At 63.5% G+C, this 19,033-nt stretch carries 18 protein-coding genes; 6 read left to right on the forward strand and 12 right to left on the reverse strand.

Going from position 1 to position 19,033, the window contains the following annotated elements:
• The first annotated feature begins 313 nt into the window (after positions 1-313).
• The gene (locus tag J1C49_RS11165) at positions 314-940 is read left to right on the forward strand and encodes a peptidoglycan-binding protein (protein ID WP_227445910.1); all 627 of its coding nucleotides are present in this window, start codon (positions 314-316) and stop codon (positions 938-940) included.
• Between the two features lie 165 nt (positions 941-1,105).
• Here the strand turns inward: J1C49_RS11165 and J1C49_RS11170 are convergent, their stop codons facing one another.
• From J1C49_RS11170 to J1C49_RS11205, 9 genes are all read right to left on the reverse strand, one after another.
• Positions 1,106-2,518: a DegQ family serine endoprotease gene (locus J1C49_RS11170; RefSeq protein ID WP_227445975.1), complete on the reverse strand. Its 1,413-nt coding sequence runs from the start codon at positions 2,516-2,518 to the stop codon at positions 1,106-1,108.
• Between the two features lie 541 nt (positions 2,519-3,059).
• Positions 3,060-3,251, reverse strand: coding sequence for a DUF2065 domain-containing protein (locus J1C49_RS11175; protein WP_227445911.1), 192 nt, complete (start codon positions 3,249-3,251; stop codon positions 3,060-3,062).
• A complete protein-coding gene (gene hflC / locus J1C49_RS11180) occupies positions 3,248-4,276 on the reverse strand; it encodes a protease modulator HflC (RefSeq protein WP_227445912.1) in 1,029 nt (342 codons plus the stop codon). The genes J1C49_RS11175 and hflC overlap by 4 nt, the downstream gene beginning before the upstream one ends.
• A 1-nt stretch (position 4,277) precedes the next feature.
• A complete protein-coding gene (gene hflK, locus J1C49_RS11185) occupies positions 4,278-5,462 on the reverse strand; it encodes an FtsH protease activity modulator HflK (RefSeq protein ID WP_227445913.1) in 1,185 nt (394 codons plus the stop codon).
• Positions 5,463-5,595: 133 nt separating this feature from the next.
• On the reverse strand, positions 5,596-7,038 hold the full coding sequence (locus J1C49_RS11190; RefSeq protein ID WP_227445914.1) for an FAD-dependent oxidoreductase: 1,443 nt from the start codon (positions 7,036-7,038) through the stop codon (positions 5,596-5,598).
• Positions 7,039-7,076: 38 nt separating this feature from the next.
• Positions 7,077-7,205 carry a hypothetical protein gene (locus J1C49_RS21725; RefSeq protein WP_255670669.1) on the reverse strand — a complete coding sequence of 43 codons (129 nt, stop codon included), beginning with the start codon at positions 7,203-7,205 and terminating at the stop codon, positions 7,077-7,079.
• A gap of 60 nt (positions 7,206-7,265) precedes the next feature.
• On the reverse strand, positions 7,266-7,610 hold the full coding sequence (locus J1C49_RS11195; protein WP_227445915.1) for a Lin0512 family protein: 345 nt from the start codon (positions 7,608-7,610) through the stop codon (positions 7,266-7,268).
• 72 nt (positions 7,611-7,682) lie between these two features.
• Positions 7,683-8,471 (reverse strand): ribose-5-phosphate isomerase RpiA, encoded by a 789-nt coding sequence (gene rpiA / locus J1C49_RS11200; RefSeq protein WP_227445916.1) that lies wholly within the window; start codon positions 8,469-8,471, stop codon positions 7,683-7,685.
• 197 nt (positions 8,472-8,668) lie between these two features.
• Positions 8,669-9,127, reverse strand: a complete 459-nt coding sequence (locus tag J1C49_RS11205) for a hypothetical protein (protein ID WP_227445917.1) — start codon at positions 9,125-9,127, stop codon at positions 8,669-8,671.
• Between the two features lie 299 nt (positions 9,128-9,426).
• On the opposite strand from J1C49_RS11205, the gene J1C49_RS11210 reads away from it, so the two are divergent.
• Entirely contained in the window at positions 9,427-10,800 is a 1,374-nt protein-coding gene (locus tag J1C49_RS11210; RefSeq protein WP_227445918.1) for an L-serine ammonia-lyase, read from the forward strand.
• 123 nt (positions 10,801-10,923) lie between these two features.
• On the opposite strand, the gene J1C49_RS11215 is transcribed toward J1C49_RS11210, so the two are convergent.
• From J1C49_RS11215 to J1C49_RS11225, 3 genes are all read right to left on the reverse strand, one after another.
• Positions 10,924-11,481 (reverse strand): XRE family transcriptional regulator, encoded by a 558-nt coding sequence (locus tag J1C49_RS11215; RefSeq protein ID WP_227445919.1) that lies wholly within the window; start codon positions 11,479-11,481, stop codon positions 10,924-10,926.
• A gap of 256 nt (positions 11,482-11,737) precedes the next feature.
• A complete protein-coding gene (locus J1C49_RS11220) occupies positions 11,738-12,742 on the reverse strand; it encodes a hypothetical protein (RefSeq protein ID WP_227445920.1) in 1,005 nt (334 codons plus the stop codon).
• Positions 12,732-15,218: a BON domain-containing protein gene (locus tag J1C49_RS11225; RefSeq protein WP_227445921.1), complete on the reverse strand. Its 2,487-nt coding sequence runs from the start codon at positions 15,216-15,218 to the stop codon at positions 12,732-12,734. The genes J1C49_RS11220 and J1C49_RS11225 overlap by 11 nt, the downstream gene beginning before the upstream one ends.
• A 682-nt stretch (positions 15,219-15,900) precedes the next feature.
• On the opposite strand from J1C49_RS11225, the gene pufB reads away from it, so the two are divergent.
• The 4 genes from pufB (at position 15,901) to J1C49_RS11245 (ending at position 19,016) form a co-directional block, all read left to right on the forward strand.
• Complete coding sequence (gene pufB / locus J1C49_RS11230; RefSeq protein ID WP_227445922.1) at positions 15,901-16,056, forward strand: light-harvesting antenna LH1, beta subunit; 156 nt, start codon at positions 15,901-15,903, stop codon at positions 16,054-16,056.
• A 12-nt stretch (positions 16,057-16,068) separates the two neighbouring features.
• Entirely contained in the window at positions 16,069-16,413 is a 345-nt protein-coding gene (locus tag J1C49_RS11235) for a light-harvesting protein (RefSeq protein ID WP_227445923.1), read from the forward strand.
• Positions 16,414-16,518: 105 nt separating this feature from the next.
• Complete coding sequence (locus J1C49_RS11240; protein ID WP_227445924.1) at positions 16,519-17,982, forward strand: PucC family protein; 1,464 nt, start codon at positions 16,519-16,521, stop codon at positions 17,980-17,982.
• Positions 17,979-19,016 carry a PucR family transcriptional regulator gene (locus J1C49_RS11245; RefSeq protein WP_227445925.1) on the forward strand — a complete coding sequence of 346 codons (1,038 nt, stop codon included), beginning with the start codon at positions 17,979-17,981 and terminating at the stop codon, positions 19,014-19,016. The genes J1C49_RS11240 and J1C49_RS11245 overlap by 4 nt, the downstream gene beginning before the upstream one ends.
• The last annotated feature ends 17 nt before the right edge of the window (positions 19,017-19,033 follow it).

The raw sequence follows: 19,033 nt of genomic DNA on the forward strand, positions 1-19,033 counted from the left end.
GGACTGAGGACTGAGGACTGAGGACTGAGGACTGAGGACTGAGGACTGAGGACTGAGGACTGAGGACTGAGGACTGAGGACTGAGGACTGAGGACCATGCGGTCACAACCTGTGTCAATCCCCTTCCGGGCTCCGCCCTCACCGCTCCGGACCGCGCGCCCGTGACGGGTCACGACGGGCGCAGCACGGACAGGCGCACGCCGCCTCTGGCAAAATCGGCACGCTTGCCCGGAGAGCGGCGCGACGTTCTTTCCCGCGCACGGCTTTCGCGCTACTCTCGCACAAACGGCACGCCAAGAGGCCACGAGCAGAGATGATCCGACGTATCGCACATTGCGCCGTTTGCTGCGCATGGTCCGCTCTTGCGGGCTGCGTCGATACATCACCGAAAACGCTGGAAGATGTGGCGCGGGCGGAACACCCCGGCGCCTATCTCACCCAGGTCGCCCCTGCAGACGCCATCGACCGCGCGCTGCGCGATGTGCTCTCGCAGAAGCCCGACAGCGCAACCGGTTTGGAGCACTTGGATGCGGATGGTCTTTGCTGGGCGCAAGAGACCATCCCCGCGGTGATCGGCCATGTTCCGGGCGAGGTTCTGATCCTGCCCGGCGCCTATGCCGAGGATGGCACGGAACTGCGTGCACCGATGTATCGCAAAACACTGGTGCCCAAGATCATCGAACCGAGCAAGGCGCTCCGGTTCGAGACGCCCTGCCCGTCTGTCTGGACCGAAGACTTCATTGCGACCCTGCAACGGGCCTTGCTGGCACGAGGCTATTTCAATGGCATTGTCAGCGGCCGGATGGACGATGCCACACGGGCGGCCGTGCGCCGCTACCAGACCGAGCAAGGTCTGGAGAGCGCGACGCTCTCGCTTGACACCGCCCGCACACTCGGCCTCGTGGCCATCGACTTGACCGATCTCGACGCCGCCCGGTGATCTTTCTCGATCAAGACACCGCGAGACCAGCCCTGGATGACCTGCGTAGATGTGCGGGGCGTCGATGAAATCGAACCAGTCTTCGCAATCCGGCACAAACGACAACAGGCGCCCTTTCGGACGCCTGCTGGCAGTGTGTGGGTCTCACGGTAAGCGCCGAAAGGCTTACTCCTCGGCCTCGTCGAGGCTCAGGGCAACAAAACGCGGATCTCCGCCACGGCGCACCAAGAGCAGGATCGACTTCCGACCCTCTTCGCGTGCCTCGTCGACCCGGGCCATGAGGTCGCCTGCGGTCAGCACGCGGGTCTGACCCGCTTCTGTGATCACGTCACCGCCGCGCAGACCCTTCTCATAGGCCTCGCTGTCTGCGTCCACGTCGATGACCGCAAGGCCTTCGGTATCGGCAGGCAATTCAAGCGTTGCGCGCAGATCGTCGTCCAGCGGCGCCAGCGTCAGCCCCATCAGCTCCATCTGGGCGGGTCCTTCCGGCGCATCCTCTTCGACCTGTGCGGCAGGCACCGCATTCTCCGCCTCTTCACGCCGACCAAGGGTCACGATCAGCGTCTCGGTTTCGCCGTCGCGGTTCACCACGACCCGAACCGATTTGCCGACCTGGGTATTGGCGACGATCCGGACAAGCTGGCGGGTATCCTCGACGTCGCGACCGTCAAAGGTCAAGATGACGTCTCCGGCTTCCATGCCCGCTTCGCGGGCCGGGCCTTCGGGCACATCGGAGACAAGCGCCCCCTTGGCCTCTTCAAGACCGAGCGCATCGGCGACATCCGGTGTCACGTCCTGAATGCGCACGCCCAGCCAGCCACGGCGGGTTTCGCCGAATTCCTTGAGCTGGTCGACAACGCGGGTGACAACGTTGGACGCCATCGAGAACCCGATACCGATGGAGCCGCCATTGGGCGACAGGATCGCGGTGTTCACGCCGATCACATCGCCGTCCATGTTGAACAGCGGACCACCGGAGTTGCCGCGGTTGATGGCGGCATCGGTCTGGATGTAATCGTCATAGGTGCCACTCAATGCGCGGTTGCGCGCCGACACGATCCCGGCCGAAACCGAGAAACCCTGACCCAGTGGGTTGCCCATCGCCATGACCCAATCGCCGACGCGCGCGGTGTCGCTGTCGCCGAAGGACACGAAGGGCAGCGGCCCGTCCGCCTCGACCTTGAGCAGAGCGATGTCTGTGTTCGGGTCGGTTCCAACCAGCGTTGCCGGCAATTCGTCCCCGGAGAAGAACTCGATCAGGATCTCGTCGGCGCCCTCGATCACGTGGTTGTTCGTGACGATGAACCCGTCCTCCGAGATGACAAAGCCGGATCCGAGCGCAGACGACCGGCGCGGGCGGTCACCATTGCGGCCGCGATCCTGAAATTCGCGGAAAAAATCTTCGAACGGTGAGCCTTCGGGCACGATACCCTGCGGCCCGGTGCGCCCGGCCACAGTGGTCGACGTTGTGATATTCACCACCGACGGGCTGATCATTTCGGCCAGATCGGCGAAGCTCTCAGGCATGCCGCGGCTTTGCGCGGAGGCCATCAAGGATTGCGACACGATGAGAACCATCGACAGCGTCGTCAGCCAGAAGAGCCGCAACGGCGTCGCGGTTTCGCGCGCAAGTGCGTGGATTTGGGGTTTCACGTGAACCTCCTGATTTGTGGGATTCCGGGTCGCCAGAAATGTATGCCTGTTGCGGTGGCGAGCCCGTTGACTGTCTTGGCAGTCTGACAAAGATAGGTGCGCTTGCGCAACACGTAAGACTGGATTTCCGGATCTCAAGAGAAAGTGAGGATCAAAAGCGCGTCCCCCTTGGTTTTGACCCGGTTTCAAACGTTTCAGCCGCTATTTCGAAGCGGGCCGGGCACACGCCCGTTGTGATCAACGGCAAAGGCATCGACCGCATCCCGGGACGCAACCGGATACGCATCAAAGACCCCTGAAAGCGGCAACGCATTGAAAACCGTGCTTTGCCGTGCCTGCGACAGCACCTGTGAGAACCAGAGGCTTCCACGCCTTTCGCGGCCGCCGCCCAGTCACGGACCGTCCCAAAGGGATGAATGCGCGATGATGCCACCGTTGGATCCGAGTCCGTCCAACGCCACAGGGCTCAGCCATGCACGATCCACAGCAAGACAAGACCCGTGGCCAGCGTCGCCAGTCCAAGCGCGCGCCGCGCGTCGAGCGGCATGGCGCGGAGCGCTTCAAGCAACCGTTCCACAAGCGAAGGGGCCAGTGCGTACACCAGCCCCTCGATCACGAGGACAAACGCGATCCCCGTCAGGATGACCTCTCCCGTCAATTCGAGACAGGCTCATCTTCGGTGGTTTCAGCCGGTTCGACAGCGGTCTCTTCGACAGGCGCGGGAGTTTCCTCGGCCTCTGGAGCCGGCAGGACGATCGCTTCCTCGATCGGTTCCACGACGTCCGCTCCGGTCACGGGTTGCGGTGGCAAGCCCGTTCCGCCTTCGGATGTGAAATACTCGAAGAACTGGCTGTCGGGCGTCATGACCATGGTCGAATTCGTGCCCTGCAGCGCGCGCTCATAGGCTTGAAGCGAGCGATAGAAGGCGAAGAACTCAGGGTCCGCTCCAAAGGCTTCGGCAAAGATCCGGTTGCGTTCCGCATCCGCCTCACCGCGCGTGACATTGGCTTCACGATCGGCTTCGGACTGGGTTTCCACCACGGTTCTGTCCGCAAGCGCGCGCACGCGCTGCGCGGCCTCGTTACCGCGCGCGATCTCGTCCGCGGCTTCCCGCTCACGTTCCGCCCGCATCCGCGCAAAGGTCGCCTCGAGGTTCTGCGCCGGCAGGTTGGTCTGCTTGAGGCGCACGTCCACCACGTCCAGACCAAGCGAGAGCGCTTCGGCCCGCGCCTGATCCCGGATCCGCGTCATCAGACCGCGTCTGTCGTCGGAAAGGATGGTGTCTGATGTGACCTGATCAGCACCAAGCACTTCACGGATTTTCGAGTTCAGGATCGACGAAAGCCGGTCTTCAGCGGTGCGAATGCCGCCAATACCCACGGCCTGCCGGAACTGCACCACGTCCGCGATACGATAGCGCGCAAAGGCATCGACCACGAGGCGGCGGTCATCCGACGGCGTGACTTCGATCGTCTCGGTGTCGAGAGACAGGATCCGGTCATCATAGCGCACAACTTCCTGAATGAACGGAATCTTGAACGCGAGGCCCGGGTCCTCTTTCACGGCCTTGATCTGACCGAATTGCAGAACAAGCGCCTTTTCGCGCTCGTCGACAACGAAAATGGACGACAGGCCGACGACCACGGCGACCACGGCGACGGGCAAAAGATAAGTCACCTTCATCTTAGTTTCCTCCGTTCGAGGAGCGCAGCTCGTTCAGCGGCAGGTAAGGCACAACACCGCCCCCGCCCCCTTCAGCGCCGGTCAGCGCCTGGTCGAGGATCATTTTGTCGACGTCACCCAAAACGCGCTCCATCGTTTCGAGATAGAGACGGCGACGGGTGACTTCCGGCGCCAGCGCATATTCCGTTTGCACGGCAGCAAAGCGCGATGCCTCACCGATGGCCTCGTTCACGACGCGGGCGCGATAGCCTTCGGCTTGCTCCCGGATCTGTGCGGCCTGACCACGGGCTTCCGCCACGACGCGGTTCGCATAGGCGTCTGCCTGACGTTCAAGGCGGTCACGCTCCTGTTCAGCGGCCTGCACTTCGCGGAACGCGTCAATCACCTCTGCGGGCGGATCGGCGCCTTCAAGGTTCACACGCACAACCGTGATGCCGCTCTCGTACTCGTCGAGTGTTGCCTGGATCTGGTCGCGCGCACTGTCTGCGATCAGGCCACGATCCCTGTTGAGGATCGGCGCAAGGTTGGACGCTGCGATGATCTCGCGCATCACCGATTCAGACACCGCCTGCACGGTCAGTTGCGCGTCGCGAATGTTGAACAGCAGCTTGGCCGGATCGTTGATATTCCAAACAACCTGGAAGTCGATATCGACGATGTTGGCATCGGTCGTGAGCATCAGACCGTCGCCCGAGCTACCCCGGCCCGTTCCGATATTTTCCGTCCGTTCGGACGTCACATTCACCACTTCGTAGGTCACGACGGGCCAGGGCGCGATGTTGAGGCCGGGCGTGCCGGTCGAGGAGTATTCGCCAAGGAAAAGCTCAACCGATTGTTCTTCAGGCCGCACGGTGTAAACGCTGGCAAAGAGCCAAAGGCCGAAGAGGCCCAGCACGCCGAGCAGAACCGTGCCGCGGGTGATGCCGGGGCCGCCACTGCCGCCCGGGCCGCCGGCGCCGTTATTGCCGCCGTCACCACCGCGTCCGCCCATGAGAACGCGCAAACGCTCCTGGCCCTTCTTCACCAGTTCGTCGATCTCGGGCATCTGACCGCCCTGATCGCCCGGACGGCGCGGACCGCCGCCATTGTTGCCGAATGGTCCGCGGCTGTCGCCATTATCCTTGCCGCCGCCATTGTTTCCACCACTGCCACCGCCCCCCCAGGGGCCGCCGCTATTGCCTGCCATGAAGCTAATTCCTTCCTCGCTTACGTCTGATGACGCACATGGTCCTCTAACTGTGGGCCGATGCGCGAAATTCAAGTTGTTGCGACCATTGCTCGCGGCGAATTCATGTCCGCGGGTCCTTCCATGACGCCGCCTACGCCGTCCGGACCGGGTTGCGCATGGTCACGATCTCTTCGGACATTGTCGGATGCACGGCGACCGTGCGGTCGAAATCTTCCTTGGTCGCGCCCATCTTGATGGCGACGCCCGCCAGCTGGATCATCTCTGCCGCGTTGGGCGCAACAATGTGACAGCCAAGCACCTTGCGGCTTTCGGCGCTGACGATGAGTTTCATCAGGACCCGCTTGGTGCGCCCCGCGAACGCCGATTGCATCGGACGGAAAGAGGTGCAGTAGGTCTCGATCGGTTCTTGCCGTTCGGCTTCTTCCTCGGTCATGCCAACGGTGCCCATCTCGGGCTGGGTAAAGACGGCAGACGGGATCAACTCATGGTCCACGGGCGTCTTGTTGCCTTTGAACACGGTTTCGACAAAGGCCATGCCCTCGCGGATCGCGACCGGGGTGAGGTTGACCCGGTTGGTCACATCGCCAATCGCGTAAATCGATGGGACCGCGGTCTGACTATACGCATCCACTTCGATCTGACCCTGGCGACCGAGTTTCACCCCGACCTCTTCGAGCCCCATATCCTTGGTATTCGGAGCGCGGCCGGTCGCGAACAACACCGTGTCGAACACCTTGGTCTTGCCATTGGTGGCCTTGATCCAGATCGGCCCCGCATCGGTCGGATGTCCGGTGCTGCCGCCGATCTGGCGCGCCTGCACCGGTGCGCTCATGGACTCGGCGTCCTCGGCCTCGGACGCCGGGCGCGCCTCCACGATATTGATGCCCGTATGCAGGTCGATGCCCGCCTCGCGCATCTCATCGGCGATCAGCCCGCGCGCCTCGTCGTCAAAGCCCCGCAGGATCTGTGCACCCCGGTAATACTGCGTCACTTCAACACCCAGACCATTGAGAATGCACGCAAACTCGCAAGCGATATAGCCGCCGCCAATGATCAGGATGGATTTCGGCAAAGCATCGAGATGGAAAATGTCGTCTGACACAATCCCACATTCCGCACCGGGCAGGTCCGGCCGGATCGGACGACCGCCGGTCGCAACCAGAATATGCTTGGCGCTTTTGGTTTCCCCCGTGGAGAGCGTGACCTCATGCGGACCGCTGACGGTCGCGCGCGCATCGAACATGTCCACGCCCGAGCCCTTGAGCAGACCGCGATACACCCCTTCGAGACGGTCCAGCTCGTCTTCGAGCTTGCCGCGGAATTTGCTCCAGTCAAAGGCGCCGTCCCCGATGTCCCAGCCATAGGCGCGTGCCATGCCCGGCACATCGGCATATTCCGACGCAAAGACCATGAGTTTTTTCGGCACGCATCCCCGGATGACGCAGGTGCCGCCGTAACGATCCTCTTCGGCAAGGGCGACCTTGGCTCCGGCCTCGCCGGCGGCCACCCGCGCTGCGCGCACGCCCCCCGATCCGCCTCCGATCACAAACAGGTCATAGTCGAAATCTGGCATGTTGGGTCTCCGGCGTTTTGACGTCGTCGAGAGGTATTTCACAGCGCAGGCATGAAGGCCAGCGCAGGCGGCGGGCAAATTTGGCTGCGCACCGCCCCCTTGCCGCATGCCGCGTTCGCCGCCTTCGAGCGATCAGCGCCGTTCTTTGCGTGCGGCACGCTGGCCATGCCTGTGACCCGCGCACCCGGCACGCCGCGCGAAAGGCTGCGCCCCGTGGATCCCGAGGGTCAGTCTGCGATATCGAGCCAGACCTGCACGGCGGCGACTGCAACGCTGGTCACGCCGCCAGTCTCGGGTTTGCCCTGATCCAGCCCGCCCTTTTCCGCCTCGACCGTGATGTCGCCATACGGGAAAACAGCCGCAACGGCTGCTGTATCCACCGCGTCGGGCTCTGCAACGCCGATGGTGCAGCGCACGACCATTTCGGACGGGTCCTTGCCCAGAGCATGCGCAACCGTGAGCGAATTGCGGTGCAGCGCATCCTTGACCGCCCGGATCGCTGCCTTTGTGTGATCCTGCCCGCGCAGATCCACGCCCATTCCAAACTCTGTTGCAAATCGTTTGAGCGTCATGTCTGTCTCCTTCATCCGTCACCCGGACGGCAAAACCAGCGCGCCACCGGCAAGCGGCAACGCGGCTGAACGTCAATCGTTCAGATCCGAAAACAGGTTCTCTTCGTCGACAAATGTCACGCGGTCTTCCGAGACCGTGCCCGCATTGATGTCGCGCAGTTCCACCCGGCCATCGCCGTAGCCCACCAACAGTTGATCGCAGATATCGATGAAAAGCCCGTTTTCGACAACGCCGGGGATCTGGTTGAGCACCATGCTCAACTGCCGCGGATTGCCGATGCGTTTGAGATCGAGATCGAGGATCCGGTTGCCCTCATCCGTGACAAAGAAAGTGTCACCATTCATGCGCCAGGCCGTATCGCGCCCCATCACATCCATCGATACGAGCATTTCCTCGATCAATGCCCGGGTCGCCTGCATCCCGAAGGGGATGACCTCCACCGGCAAAGGGAACGCGCCCAGCGTATCCACCTGTTTGGCGGCATCCGCGATCACCACCATCTGGTCCGAGGCAGTGGCAACGATCTTTTCCTGAAGCAGCGCGCCCCCACCGCCCTTGATCAAGGCCAGATCGTCATCGACCTCGTCGGCCCCGTCGATCGTGATGTCGAGCCAGCGCGCCTCGTCCAGCGTGACAACTTCGATGCCGACCTCGCGCGCCAGTTCTGCGGTGCGGGTCGATGTCGGCACGGCGCGGAACTTGAGCCCGTCATCGCGGACCATCTCGCCAAGGCAGCGCACCAGCCAAGCGGCGGTCGAGCCGGTCCCGAGCCCGACCCGCATCCCGTCCTCCACGAGATCGGCGGCACGGCGCGCGGCCACGTATTTGGCTTTGTCGATTGGTGAAAGCTCTCCACTCATCGCGGCGTCTCCTTGGGCACAGGACAGTTTTGCGCTCTTATAGGCGCGACGTGACCGGGGTGCGAGCGCAATTTGGCACGCGGGCTGCGGCCGGACTGCTTGGGCATCGGGGCGGTTGCGCGCGCCCTGCGCCGCCTGCAAATGCAGCCCGTCAAAGCGCTTCTCTCCAAGCCTGCAACGGTTGCGCGCGCCGCCCTTCAGCCGGGCGACAGCCCGATCCGATACCGACCCGCCGGCGTGGCTCCCGGCACCTCAAGACACGGCGCATCGACCCCGAGCAGCGTCTCCGCCACACCCACATTTGCAAGCCCCTGCAAACCATCGAGAAGCACTGTTCCGGAGGAATCCTCAATCCTTGCAATCGTGAGCAATTCATCCGCAGTTGCGACCATGGCAGGGTCTGAGCTTCCAATCGCTCCACAAATCAGGATTCTTTCGTCTCTTTGCATGAGCGACCACGCGATCAGAACGTCGCCGCGCCCGTCTCCCCACGACGTGCGCCCGCCGTTGAAGGCCTCCGTCACGGTCAGGCTCGGCGGCGCATCCGGACTGCCGGTTTCCGCCGCCGCACCCTCAAGCGCCGTGGTCACGCCAGCGATTGCGCACACCGACAGGCCCGTCAGAACCTTCCGTCCCACATCCGATCCAAGGACCATAAAGATACTCCACCCGTTCAGTGCACTGCAGGCCACCATGTCCCCCGCACGGAATGCAGGAAATGCCGCGGCGCAGCGTAGCCATTCCGCACGGCAAAAGCCCATGGCACACAGCGTCGCGCTTGGCAATTCCCCGAGCCCGAGACGCAAACGCGCGTCCTGCCCCGAAGCCGGCATACCGGCATTGTTTCATGCGTCAGGTCCGCTTTGCCGTGGAGTTGCGGCGCGGCGTCGTTTTCGAACAGTCGCGGATCAGAATTTCGCGTAGGTCAGGGGCAAGCGCGCCCAAGGAGTTGGCCATGTTCCTGTCTGTCTTCGACATGTTCAAGATCGGTGTCGGTCCGTCCTCATCGCACACGATGGGTCCCATGGTCGCCGGAGCGCGGTTTCTCGACGTGCTGCGCAAGGCGCCGTTTACCGCCCATGGGCTGCGCGCCTCTTTGCACGGATCCCTCGCGCATACTGGGGTGGGGCATGCCACCGACCGCGCCACCGTCCTTGGGCTTGCCGGGTTCACTCCCGACGCATACGACCACACGAGCGCGGAAGCCGCTCTGAAGACCATTCGGGACACCCGCCGCATCACTTCAGCGGGGCTCGGGTCGCTGGCGTTTGATCCGCGCAGCGACCTGCGGTTCGATTTCGGTCCGGCCTTGCCCGGGCATGCCAATGGCATGATCCTGATGGCCACCGACGCGCAGGGCGATATCATCCTGCAGGAGACCTATTATTCCGTCGGCGGCGGTTTCGTTCTGACCGAGGACGAACTGGCCAGGGGAAAGGACACGGATGAAGGCCCGCCCGTTCCCTACCCGTTCAAATCCGCGGCGGAAATGCTCGACATGGCCCGCGAGTCCGGGCTGAGCATCGCCGCGATGAAACGCGCGAACGAACGTGCCAGAGGCAATGCAACAACCCTTGAGCAGGGGTTGGCCCGGATCTGGTCGGTGATGGATGCCTGTATCGAGCGCGGGCTGGAAAGCGATGGCACGCTGCCGGGCGGGCTGGGGGTCAAGCGCCGCGCCCCCGACATCAAACGCCAATTGATGGATGAACGTGGGCGCAACCTGATCGCGCCGCACACGATCAACGACTGGATGACGGTCTACGCCATGGCGGTGAACGAGGAAAACGCGGCTGGTGGGCAGGTCGTCACCGCTCCCACCAATGGGGCCGCGGGTGTGGTGCCGGCGACCTTGCGCTATTGGCTGGACCATGTGCCCGGCGCGTCCCGGCGCGGCGTGCCCGACTTCCTGCTGACCGCCGCGGCGATTGGCGGCCTCGTGAAATACAACGCGTCCATCTCGGGCGCCGAAGCCGGATGCCAGGCCGAGGTGGGCAGCGCATCTGCCATGGCTGCGGCCGGGCTCTGTGCGGTGATGGGCGGGACGCCGGAACAGATCGAGAATGCGGCGGAGATTGCGCTGGAGCATCACCTCGGGATGACTTGCGATCCGGTCAAGGGGCTGGTGCAGGTGCCGTGTATCGAGCGCAACGGCCTCGGTGCGATCAAGGCGGTGTCTGCCGCGTCTCTCGCGCTGCGTGGTGACGGCACCCATCTCGTGCCGCTGGATGCCTGTATCGAAACCATGCGCCAGACCGGTCTGGACATGAGTGAGAAATACAAGGAGACCTCTCTTGGAGGGCTCGCGGTGAACGTCCCCAATTGTTGAGGCAGGGCGCAGGGCGCAGGGCGCAGGGTGCAGGGTGCAGTGAAAGAAAACCGAACACCCGCTGGTCTGACAATTCGCAACCGAAAGTTCGCGCGTTGAGCGTTCCGACAGGTTCGCAGAGTCTCAGCGCGGCATACAGAGCATGTAGCGCGCGCCCTGCCCGTTATCGGTCATGAACCGGGCTTCGCCAAACTGTCTATAGCGGAGCGCGTCACCGGGTCCGAGATCGTAACCCCGAAGGTCGATCTCCACCCGCATATAGCCTGAGATCATCACAAGGTGATGCTCCTGACCGACCGTATCGGGCACGCCGTAGCCAATTTCCGTGCCCGCGGGCATCTTGCATTCGATGATTTCCGCCCCAAGCGAAGCCGCGGCCGGCGACACCTCGCGCCGCGCAAAGCCGGTGTCCTCGTCTTTCCACGTCGGCTGTTCGTCCCGCGACACAAGCGCGGGGTAGCGGTCTTCGGTCAGCGCAACAAGCCGAGACAGGCTCATCCCATGCGCCTCCGACAACCGGTAGAGCACGTCCGCAGACGGGCTCACCTCGGCATTTTCAAGCCGCGACAACGCCGCTCGGCTTACGCCGCTCAGCCCCGCCAATTGGTCTAGCGTCCAGCCCTTCTGGGCACGCAGTGCTGACAGGCACTCCGCAAGACGCGAATTAAGCGTCGCCTTCATGGCATCCCCCGGGAGTAATTCCCGCCGTCGAGACTAGCGGGCAAGACTCTGACGACGCAAGGGAAATGACACGTGCCGCCCTGACTTCAGACACGAAACACAGCGTTTCAAGGGAAAATAGGCCAAGCCTATTGACCAAATCATGCACAGGATCACCGGAGAAGCTTGCCGCCATGCGGACAGGCTGACACCTGAGCGATTCTGTCGCCTTTCCGGCAGAACCCGGGACGATCTCTCACCTGTCCCGCCGACGCAGTCAGCGCCGCGCCGCCTTTTGGGCGTCCAGAAGCGCACGCGCCTGCGCGACCCAATGGTCACGTGTCACCTGCCCCGTGTAACCGGTCAGGTTCGCATCCATCCACGCGCATTCCTTTTCATCCCACGCGGCGATCTGTTCGAAATGGAACAGCCCCATGTCATGGCAAAGCGCTTCGATTTTGGGCCCGATACCCCGGATCTGCTGAAGCGGATCCGGCCCACCCGCACGGGGCGCGACCCGCATGGGCGGCTTGCGCCCCATTGGCATGCTTTCTGCCAAGCCGGACCGACCATGGTCGCCGTCTCTTGGATATGGGCCGTATGGAGTGCCTCCGTCGCGCCTCTCGGTTGCGCGCGACGCTGCCTCTGTTTCATCCGGAACGGGTTTCCCCGGCTCGATTGCAAGCGCGTCTTCGCGATCTTCGCGATCCCGCCGTGGCTCCGAAACGCGCGGGATCGGTGGCTGAGCTGTGTCCGCAACAACGGGCTCTGCCGGTTGTTCCGTCGCCCCTTCGTCCTGCGTTTTCTCTTGATCTGCCGTGCCATCCGCCGCTTGATCTACCGCCCCATCCGACCCGTCGATCATCTCCTTCGGATTTTCCGCGTCGAGGGCGTCGTGATGCGTCGGTGATTTGGCGTCCAATGCGGGCTTCTGCGCGTTCTTCTGTGCGTCAGGCGTGTCGTCCGCAGCTCTTCGGAGCGACGGCGCATAACGGAAAGCCGGCTCGGGTGCCGCCACCTCTGCGCGAGCTTCGCCGCGCGCCGCCGCGCGGGCCTCTGCGAGTTCGGTTTCAAGCATCTGGATGCGTCGGCTTTGCGCGCGGTGCTTTTCCTTGGCTTGCGCAAGGATCACGTCATCCGCTCCAAGCCACCGGGTGCGCGGATTGTCCGACCCGCTCCGCCCGCCAAAGATCAACCACCCGGACAAGAGGCCAACCACCCCGGCCGCGACCAGCAGCCCGGCCATTTCACCCAGCAAGAAGCCAAGACCGTCAGGTGTCATTGTCAGCCCCCTCCTCTCGTTCGGTTTGCGGCCCCGGCCTCGACGCGTCCTGCATATCCGGTCCCGGCTCCGCCTCCGACAGCGGAACAAGCGGCGGAGGAGCCACCGCCAAGGACGGCGGCGGATCGGGTTGGATCTCGCGCAGAATGCCTGCCGGTGCCGCGTCTGGCGCAGCCTGGGTCGGCGCAAGCGGGGCTTTGTCTGCGCCACTTTCTTCCGGTCGCGCGGTGGCACGCACGACATCAAGACTGAGTGAGACAGCCTCCAGCGCACCAAGCCGACGCTCGACTTGGGCAATCACATCATCATCACGCGCAACCCCTCTCAGCGAGAGCCTGCGCCCTTCGAGCGAGACCGTCCCGGCATCGAGCATATCCACCGCAGCCTGCGCCTCGCGCAGCATGTCAAACCAGTTGGACGGCGCACCGTCCGCTTCGGTGAGACCGGGCAGCGCCGCACCCGGTGGCGCAAACCCGGAATATTTCAGAACGCCGCGCGCATCCTTGTCGATCTGCGTGACAAAGGGACTGACATTTGCGCGTAAGCTGATCGCCACCCGCGTCCAGGGCGCAACCTCTGCCAACGCTGCCTGCGCCTTGGCGCGCTGCTCGGCATTGCGCGCGATCCCCTGAACGCTCAAGCGATCTCCCTCGATCTGCCATCCGCCATAGGCCAAGGCCTCGAGCGCGGTGACCCCGGCCTCAGCGAGCGCCTCCCAATTGCCCGGTGCGCCATCCGCAATCGCAAGCGCGCTCGTATCGAGCAGCGCCGCACCATAGTCAGAGGGCACATGGCCGGACAGTCTCGGCGCGCGGCCCTCGCCCTTGAGACCACCGGTGCGGAAGGGCTCGGCCAGGACGCGCACAACAATATTGTGTGTGACGCGGCGTGCGATATCCGTGCGCAGCGCTGCAATCGCCTGCTCGCGCAGCGCGTCGGAGCGGGCGACCCCTTCGAGATGGGTGTGCTGCCCGCTGATGCTCAAGGCGCCGCGGGCGAGCAGATCCAGCGCCATCATCCCCGCAGCGCTTGCCTCCCCGAAATCTGGCGGCGCGCCATCGGCCACCACAAGGGACGCCCCGGCGGCACCATACGTCTCGCGGGCCGCAAGCGACGGCACGAAACCCGACAATCGCGGCTTGCCTTCCCCGATCGACACGGCGCCAAAGAGATAGGGGTTCGCGAAAGGGATCACCGTGATCCGCACCACCAAACGGTCAGCCGGGACCGCGGCAAGTTGGGCCAGCGCCGCGTCCCGCTCTTCCTCGGACCGGGCCACGCCCTCTACCAACAGCGTCTGACCCTCGATCAGCCAACTGCCCCGGTGCAGCCTCGCAAGGGCGGCCTGCCCCGCAGTTGCCAGCGCCTCCCAATCCTGCGGCGCGCCATCCGCAATCGTCAACGCCGCAGAGGGGCCGTCCAGAAGGCGTTGCGCGTAGAGAGACGGCGCATAGCCGGAATAGGTCACAATCCCGTCTTCCCCTTTGGAGGCCTCGGAAAGATAGGGCGTGATCCGTGGCCGCAGCACGATGTCGGCCGTTGCGTCCGCCAGACCGTCAAGCGCCGCTTGAGCGGCGGCCCGGTCGTCGCGCGTCCGCGCCACGCCGGTGACGATCAGCGTTTCGTCCATCACGGCAAATTCCCCCGAAACCAGCGGTGCGAGCGCGGCATGGCCAACCTGCACCCTGTCTCGCCAGTCGTCCGGCGCTCCGTCTGCGCGCGTCAGTTGCTCGGCGCCGGGGAAAACGGTCAGATCTGCGAGCCGGGGGGCAAACCCGCTCATGGTCACCGGTCCTCCGGCATCATCCTCATCCTCGGCAGTTTCCGCCGCCGTCTTCACGGCGGTGGTTGTGAACGGGCTCATCAGCGGGATGACCGCGATCGCCACTTGCGCATCGAGCCCCCGCGCTGCGCCCAGAGCCTCTACTGCGCGATCATGCGCGCCTTGGCTGCGCGCAATGCCCGTCAGGCGGAGGCTTTCGTCCTGCAAGGTCCAGCGACCCTCGTGCAAATGGATGAGGGCGGACTGACCCGCGCTCGCCATGGCCAGCCACTGCGGCGGGGCACCGGACGCAAGATCGAGGCTCAGTGCAATATCGCCGATGGCCACGCGATCGGCTTCCGTGGGCACCGCGCCCGACAGCCCGCGCCCGCCATCCGCATCCCGCCACCCTTCGGTGATGTAGGGCGTCCGGCGCTCCAGAACGTCAAGCCGTGCGCGGACGTCCCGGACGCCTTCGATGCTCTGCAACGCCGCGACCACAGCGCGGGCATCTTCCGGGTCATCAGCGATACCGCTCACGAAGACATTCCGGCCTGTGACCTGCACCACCAGCGGGTGCCGCGCATCGGACACAACGGCCCGCGCATCGCTTAGGATGTCTGCCTGCACGTCCTGTGCATGGTCACGCCATCCCCAAAAGGACAGCGCCCCCATTCCGCATACGAACAACAAGACCCCTACAATACGTCGCACAGGCGCTCTCCCGTTCCGGCCGGGACCAAGGGCGGTGGATCAATCGGCATCCAAATCGTGGATACCACCGGCGCGGCCGGGCGCGCGATGAGACCGGCACGGGCCAGCCCCTCGATCCACGCCTGACAAGTGTGGCACCCGCCCCCGGCGGCGCGCAAGCGTGGAAATCCTGACGTTGCAGCATGAAAACCGACCAAGCGATGTCTTTGAACCAGAAAGACCGTGGTCTGAATTGCTGCCAGACTGACAAAGCAAACCGGGGTCCTGCGCCACGATGGTTCACCCGCGTCCTCGCGCCACATTGGACGGTGACGGCGCGGGGTAAGCCATGATTCGGTCAAACCGGGAAAACGGCGGCCGGGTTGCCGATCTGAAAATATGTATTTCAAACCTCTCTCTGGCGGGTCCTACGGTCGCGTCTTTCTCCAGATGTCATCGCGAGACATGAGACCGGGAGCAAGCAAATGAAAAATATCCAGAAAACGAAATAGCGGCCCTTTGCGGCCCTGTTTCCGTAAAGCGTAATCTTTAGTTTACACTTGCTATGTCTAAATTAAATGACACTATGGGGCCACGGTCGGGAGCGAGGTGCCGCGGCCGGGTAGTTGCAGGGCTGACTCGTCCGTTTCCGGGGGAGATTGTTTCTGCGCTTTGCTTGACGTTGCATTGGAGGAGTTTCCAAATGTCCGATGATACAGACAAGGTATGGCCAACCGGCCTGACCCTGAGCGAGGCCGAAGAGGTGCATAGCTATCTTATTGATGGCACACGCGTCTTTGGTGCAATTGCGCTGATCGCGCACCTGTTGGTCGCTGCCGCGACCCCATGGCTCGGATAAGGGAGGGCTGTCATGAATAATGCAAAAATGTGGCTTGTCGTCCCCCCAGCGGTGGGTGTTCCGGTCTTTCTTGGTGCCGTGGCGGTCGGATCCTTTGCGGTCCACGTTGCCGTTCTGAGCAACACGTCCTGGGTGTCCGATTTCCTTTCCGGAGTGGAGTTGGGAAGTGGCGATGCACAAGAGGCCGCCTTGCTCCAGAACACACAGACCGCCAAGGCGTCCTTCGTGATGCCGAATGCGGATGGCACGCAGCAGGTTCTGGTCATCATGCCCGACGGCACGACCACCACAGCAATCCTGCAAACCCCCGGAGCGGTGCCCGCAAGCGCGTCATCACCACTTGTGGTGGACCACTAGCACGGCCGATGTCGGGGCGTCGCAGGGCGCACCCGACCTCTGCCGAGACCTGACCTGCGGGCCATGCGTCCGCAGGTCGAACCGAACCCCGGGCACGGATGGGTCATGTTCGATTATCGCGCCATAGCATTGCGGAAACTGGCCTCGATCGGGCCGCGCTATCTGCCTTTCGCAGATGTCGCAACCGACGACGTGCCGCTCTCGCGGCTGATGCGCCTGTCCCTGTTTCAGGTGACGGTCGGCATGGCGATCGTGCTGCTTGTCGGCACCATGAACCGCGTGATGATTGTCGAACTGGATGTGCCCGCGACGCTTGTCGCGGTGATGTTGGCGTTGCCGCTCGTGTTCGCGCCGTTCCGAACCCTGATCGGATACAAGTCCGACACCTATGTTTCCGCGCTCGGGTTGCGTCGCGCACCCTTCATCTGGAAGGGCACCTTATATCAATTTGGCGGTTTCGCGATCATGCCGTTCGCCCTTCTGGTGCTGTCCGGCTATGGCGAAGCCGTGGACGCGCCGCGTTGGATCGGGCTGAGCTCCGCTGCGCTTGCCTTTCTCCTCGTCGGCGCCGGGGTGCATATGGTTCAGACTGTCGGGCTCGCATTGGCGACAGACCTCGTGGATGACGAAAGCCAACCAAAGGTCGTCGGGCTGATGTATGTCATGCTGCTTGTCGGCATGGTGGTGAGCGCGCTGGTGTTTGGCGCCCTGCTTGAAACCTATACGCCGGGCCGCCTGATCCAGGTGATCCAGGGCGCAGCCGTTGTGACAGTGAGCCTCAACCTGCTGGCCATGTGGAAGCAGGAAGCCCGCAACCGGGACCGCGCCCGGCAGATGGCCACGCACCGTCCCGAGCCTTTCGGCGTGGCATGGGCAAAGCTGATGCGCACGCCCGGCAAGCTCTGGCTGCTTGTCGTCATCGCACTTGGCACTTTTGGATTCGGCGCCGCCGATGTCCTGCTGGAGCCTTATGGCGGACAGGCTCTGGGCTTCTCGGTGGCCGAAACGACGCAGCTCACCGCCCTTCTGGCGGGCGGCACGTTGATCGGCTTTGGTATCGCCTCGCGCGTGCTGGGGTCGGGAGGCTCGCCGGAGCTGTTCGGGTTTCTGGGCGCCGTCATCGGCATTCCCGGATTTGCCGCGATCATCTATTCATCCCTCGGCGGTGGGCCGTTGCTTTTCACAACAGGCACGATCATCACCGGCCTTGGTGCAGGTCTTTTCGGTCATGCGACCCTCACGGCGACCATGCGGTCAGCCCCGCGCGAGCAAATCGGTCTTGCGCTTGGCACCTGGGGCGCGGTGCAGGCCACGTCCGCCGGTATCGGCGTGGCGCTCGCCGGAATCGTCCGAGACCTGATACTCAGCAATCAGGCCGACAGTGGCGTTGCGCCGCACACGCCCTATAATGCAGTCTTCATGCTGGAGATTGTCTTTCTTGGTCTCGCGGCCGCCGCTGTGGTTCCGCTGCTCCTGAGCAGCCGGAAAGCGGACAGGGCCAAGGCACCATCCATTCAAAAAGGGTCGTCTTCCGAGGACCTGCAATCCAACACGGCGGAGGCATCATGACAAAAGTCATAACGCGGTATTTCGAAAGTGCAGAGCGCGCCCGTTCGGTCGAGCGAGAAATGCTTCGCGAAAAGTTCTCTCGCCGGATCATTCACATATACACCGACGCCGACACGCTGGTTGATACGCTTGTCGCACGCCGGGTCGATCCCGCAACGGCCGAGGCCTATCAGCGCCGCGTGGCAGATGGCGGCGCGGTTCTGCTCGTGGAAGCCGGGTACAAGCCGCTGGGCGTCGCCAAGACAACACGCGACCTGACCGCAAAAATGGGCGCGGTTCCGCTCGGCAATCTGCCGGAGGAAGTCACCGTCAAGGATACGCGCTCCAAGAAAATCTCGGTGCTCACCGACCATCGGCATTTCCTGCTGCGCGAAAGAAACCCCTACAACACGAACTACCACATGGCGGATTGGCCGATCCCTCTGATCAGTCGGCGCAAACCCTATCGCGACATGCTGATCGATCCGCATGCGCGGATGGCCGCGTGGCCGTTGCCGCTCACTTTCCGGCGCAACCCGCGGGATTCGTTTGCCTTTCCGCGTCACGCGCGGATGGCCAATTTCATTTTGCCCCTGACGATCCGGCGCAAACCCTCCGACAGCTTCGCCTTTCCGCGCCATGCCCGGATGGCAAATTTCCCGCTGCCGCTCATCAGCCGCCGGAAACCCTTCGACAAGGTCGCCTTCCCCCGCCACCAGCGTATGGCCAACTGGCCGTTCCCGTTGCTGATCAATGGCGAGACAGGCAAGAACGCGATCATCCCGGGCTCGCCGCATATGGCCAATTACCCGATCCCGCTGATCAGCGACCGCAAGCCGGCCGACAAGTTTGCCTTTCCGCGTCACGCCCGGATGGCTGACATCCTTTTGCCCCTGCTGAGCAAACGCGAACCGGCCGACAAGTTCGCCTTCCCGCGTCACGCGCGCATGGCAGACAAGATCCTTCCGCTTGTGACAAAGCACGGGGCATCCTCGCGCAAGGGCGGTTTCTCGTTCTCCAAGATGCTGGGCTTGCCAACCCTGATCCGCCGCTGAAGGCGGATCGTTGCGGC

It is taken from the genome of Cognatishimia sp. F0-27, assembly GCF_020667845.1.
GTDB lineage: Bacteria > Pseudomonadota > Alphaproteobacteria > Rhodobacterales > Rhodobacteraceae > JAFMPQ01.

What these genes read in the sequence shown, in the direction of transcription:
- J1C49_RS11195 (WP_227445915.1), bottom strand. Translation starts at nt 7,610, where the DNA reads ATGACGCTCAAACGATTTGCAACAGAGTTTGGAATGGGCGTGGATCTG.
- J1C49_RS11170 (WP_227445975.1), bottom strand. Translation starts at nt 2,518, where the DNA reads ATGGTTCTCATCGTGTCGCAATCCTTGATGGCCTCCGCGCAAAGCCGC.
- J1C49_RS11235 (WP_227445923.1), top strand. Translation starts at nt 16,069, where the DNA reads ATGAATAATGCAAAAATGTGGCTTGTCGTCCCCCCAGCGGTGGGTGTT.
- J1C49_RS11220 (WP_227445920.1), bottom strand. Translation starts at nt 12,742, where the DNA reads ATGACACCTGACGGTCTTGGCTTCTTGCTGGGTGAAATGGCCGGGCTG.
- J1C49_RS11245 (WP_227445925.1), top strand. Translation starts at nt 17,979, where the DNA reads ATGACAAAAGTCATAACGCGGTATTTCGAAAGTGCAGAGCGCGCCCGT.
- J1C49_RS11190 (WP_227445914.1), bottom strand. Translation starts at nt 7,038, where the DNA reads ATGCCAGATTTCGACTATGACCTGTTTGTGATCGGAGGCGGATCGGGG.
- J1C49_RS11205 (WP_227445917.1), bottom strand. Translation starts at nt 9,127, where the DNA reads ATGGTCCTTGGATCGGATGTGGGACGGAAGGTTCTGACGGGCCTGTCG.
- hflC (WP_227445912.1), bottom strand. Translation starts at nt 4,276, where the DNA reads ATGAAGGTGACTTATCTTTTGCCCGTCGCCGTGGTCGCCGTGGTCGTC.
- J1C49_RS11210 (WP_227445918.1), top strand. Translation starts at nt 9,427, where the DNA reads ATGTTCCTGTCTGTCTTCGACATGTTCAAGATCGGTGTCGGTCCGTCC.
- J1C49_RS11240 (WP_227445924.1), top strand. Translation starts at nt 16,519, where the DNA reads ATGTTCGATTATCGCGCCATAGCATTGCGGAAACTGGCCTCGATCGGG.
- J1C49_RS11215 (WP_227445919.1), bottom strand. Translation starts at nt 11,481, where the DNA reads ATGAAGGCGACGCTTAATTCGCGTCTTGCGGAGTGCCTGTCAGCACTG.
- hflK (WP_227445913.1), bottom strand. Translation starts at nt 5,462, where the DNA reads ATGGCAGGCAATAGCGGCGGCCCCTGGGGGGGCGGTGGCAGTGGTGGA.
- J1C49_RS11165 (WP_227445910.1), top strand. Translation starts at nt 314, where the DNA reads ATGATCCGACGTATCGCACATTGCGCCGTTTGCTGCGCATGGTCCGCT.
- rpiA (WP_227445916.1), bottom strand. Translation starts at nt 8,471, where the DNA reads ATGAGTGGAGAGCTTTCACCAATCGACAAAGCCAAATACGTGGCCGCG.
- pufB (WP_227445922.1), top strand. Translation starts at nt 15,901, where the DNA reads ATGTCCGATGATACAGACAAGGTATGGCCAACCGGCCTGACCCTGAGC.
- J1C49_RS21725 (WP_255670669.1), bottom strand. Translation starts at nt 7,205, where the DNA reads ATGGCCAGCGTGCCGCACGCAAAGAACGGCGCTGATCGCTCGAAGGCG.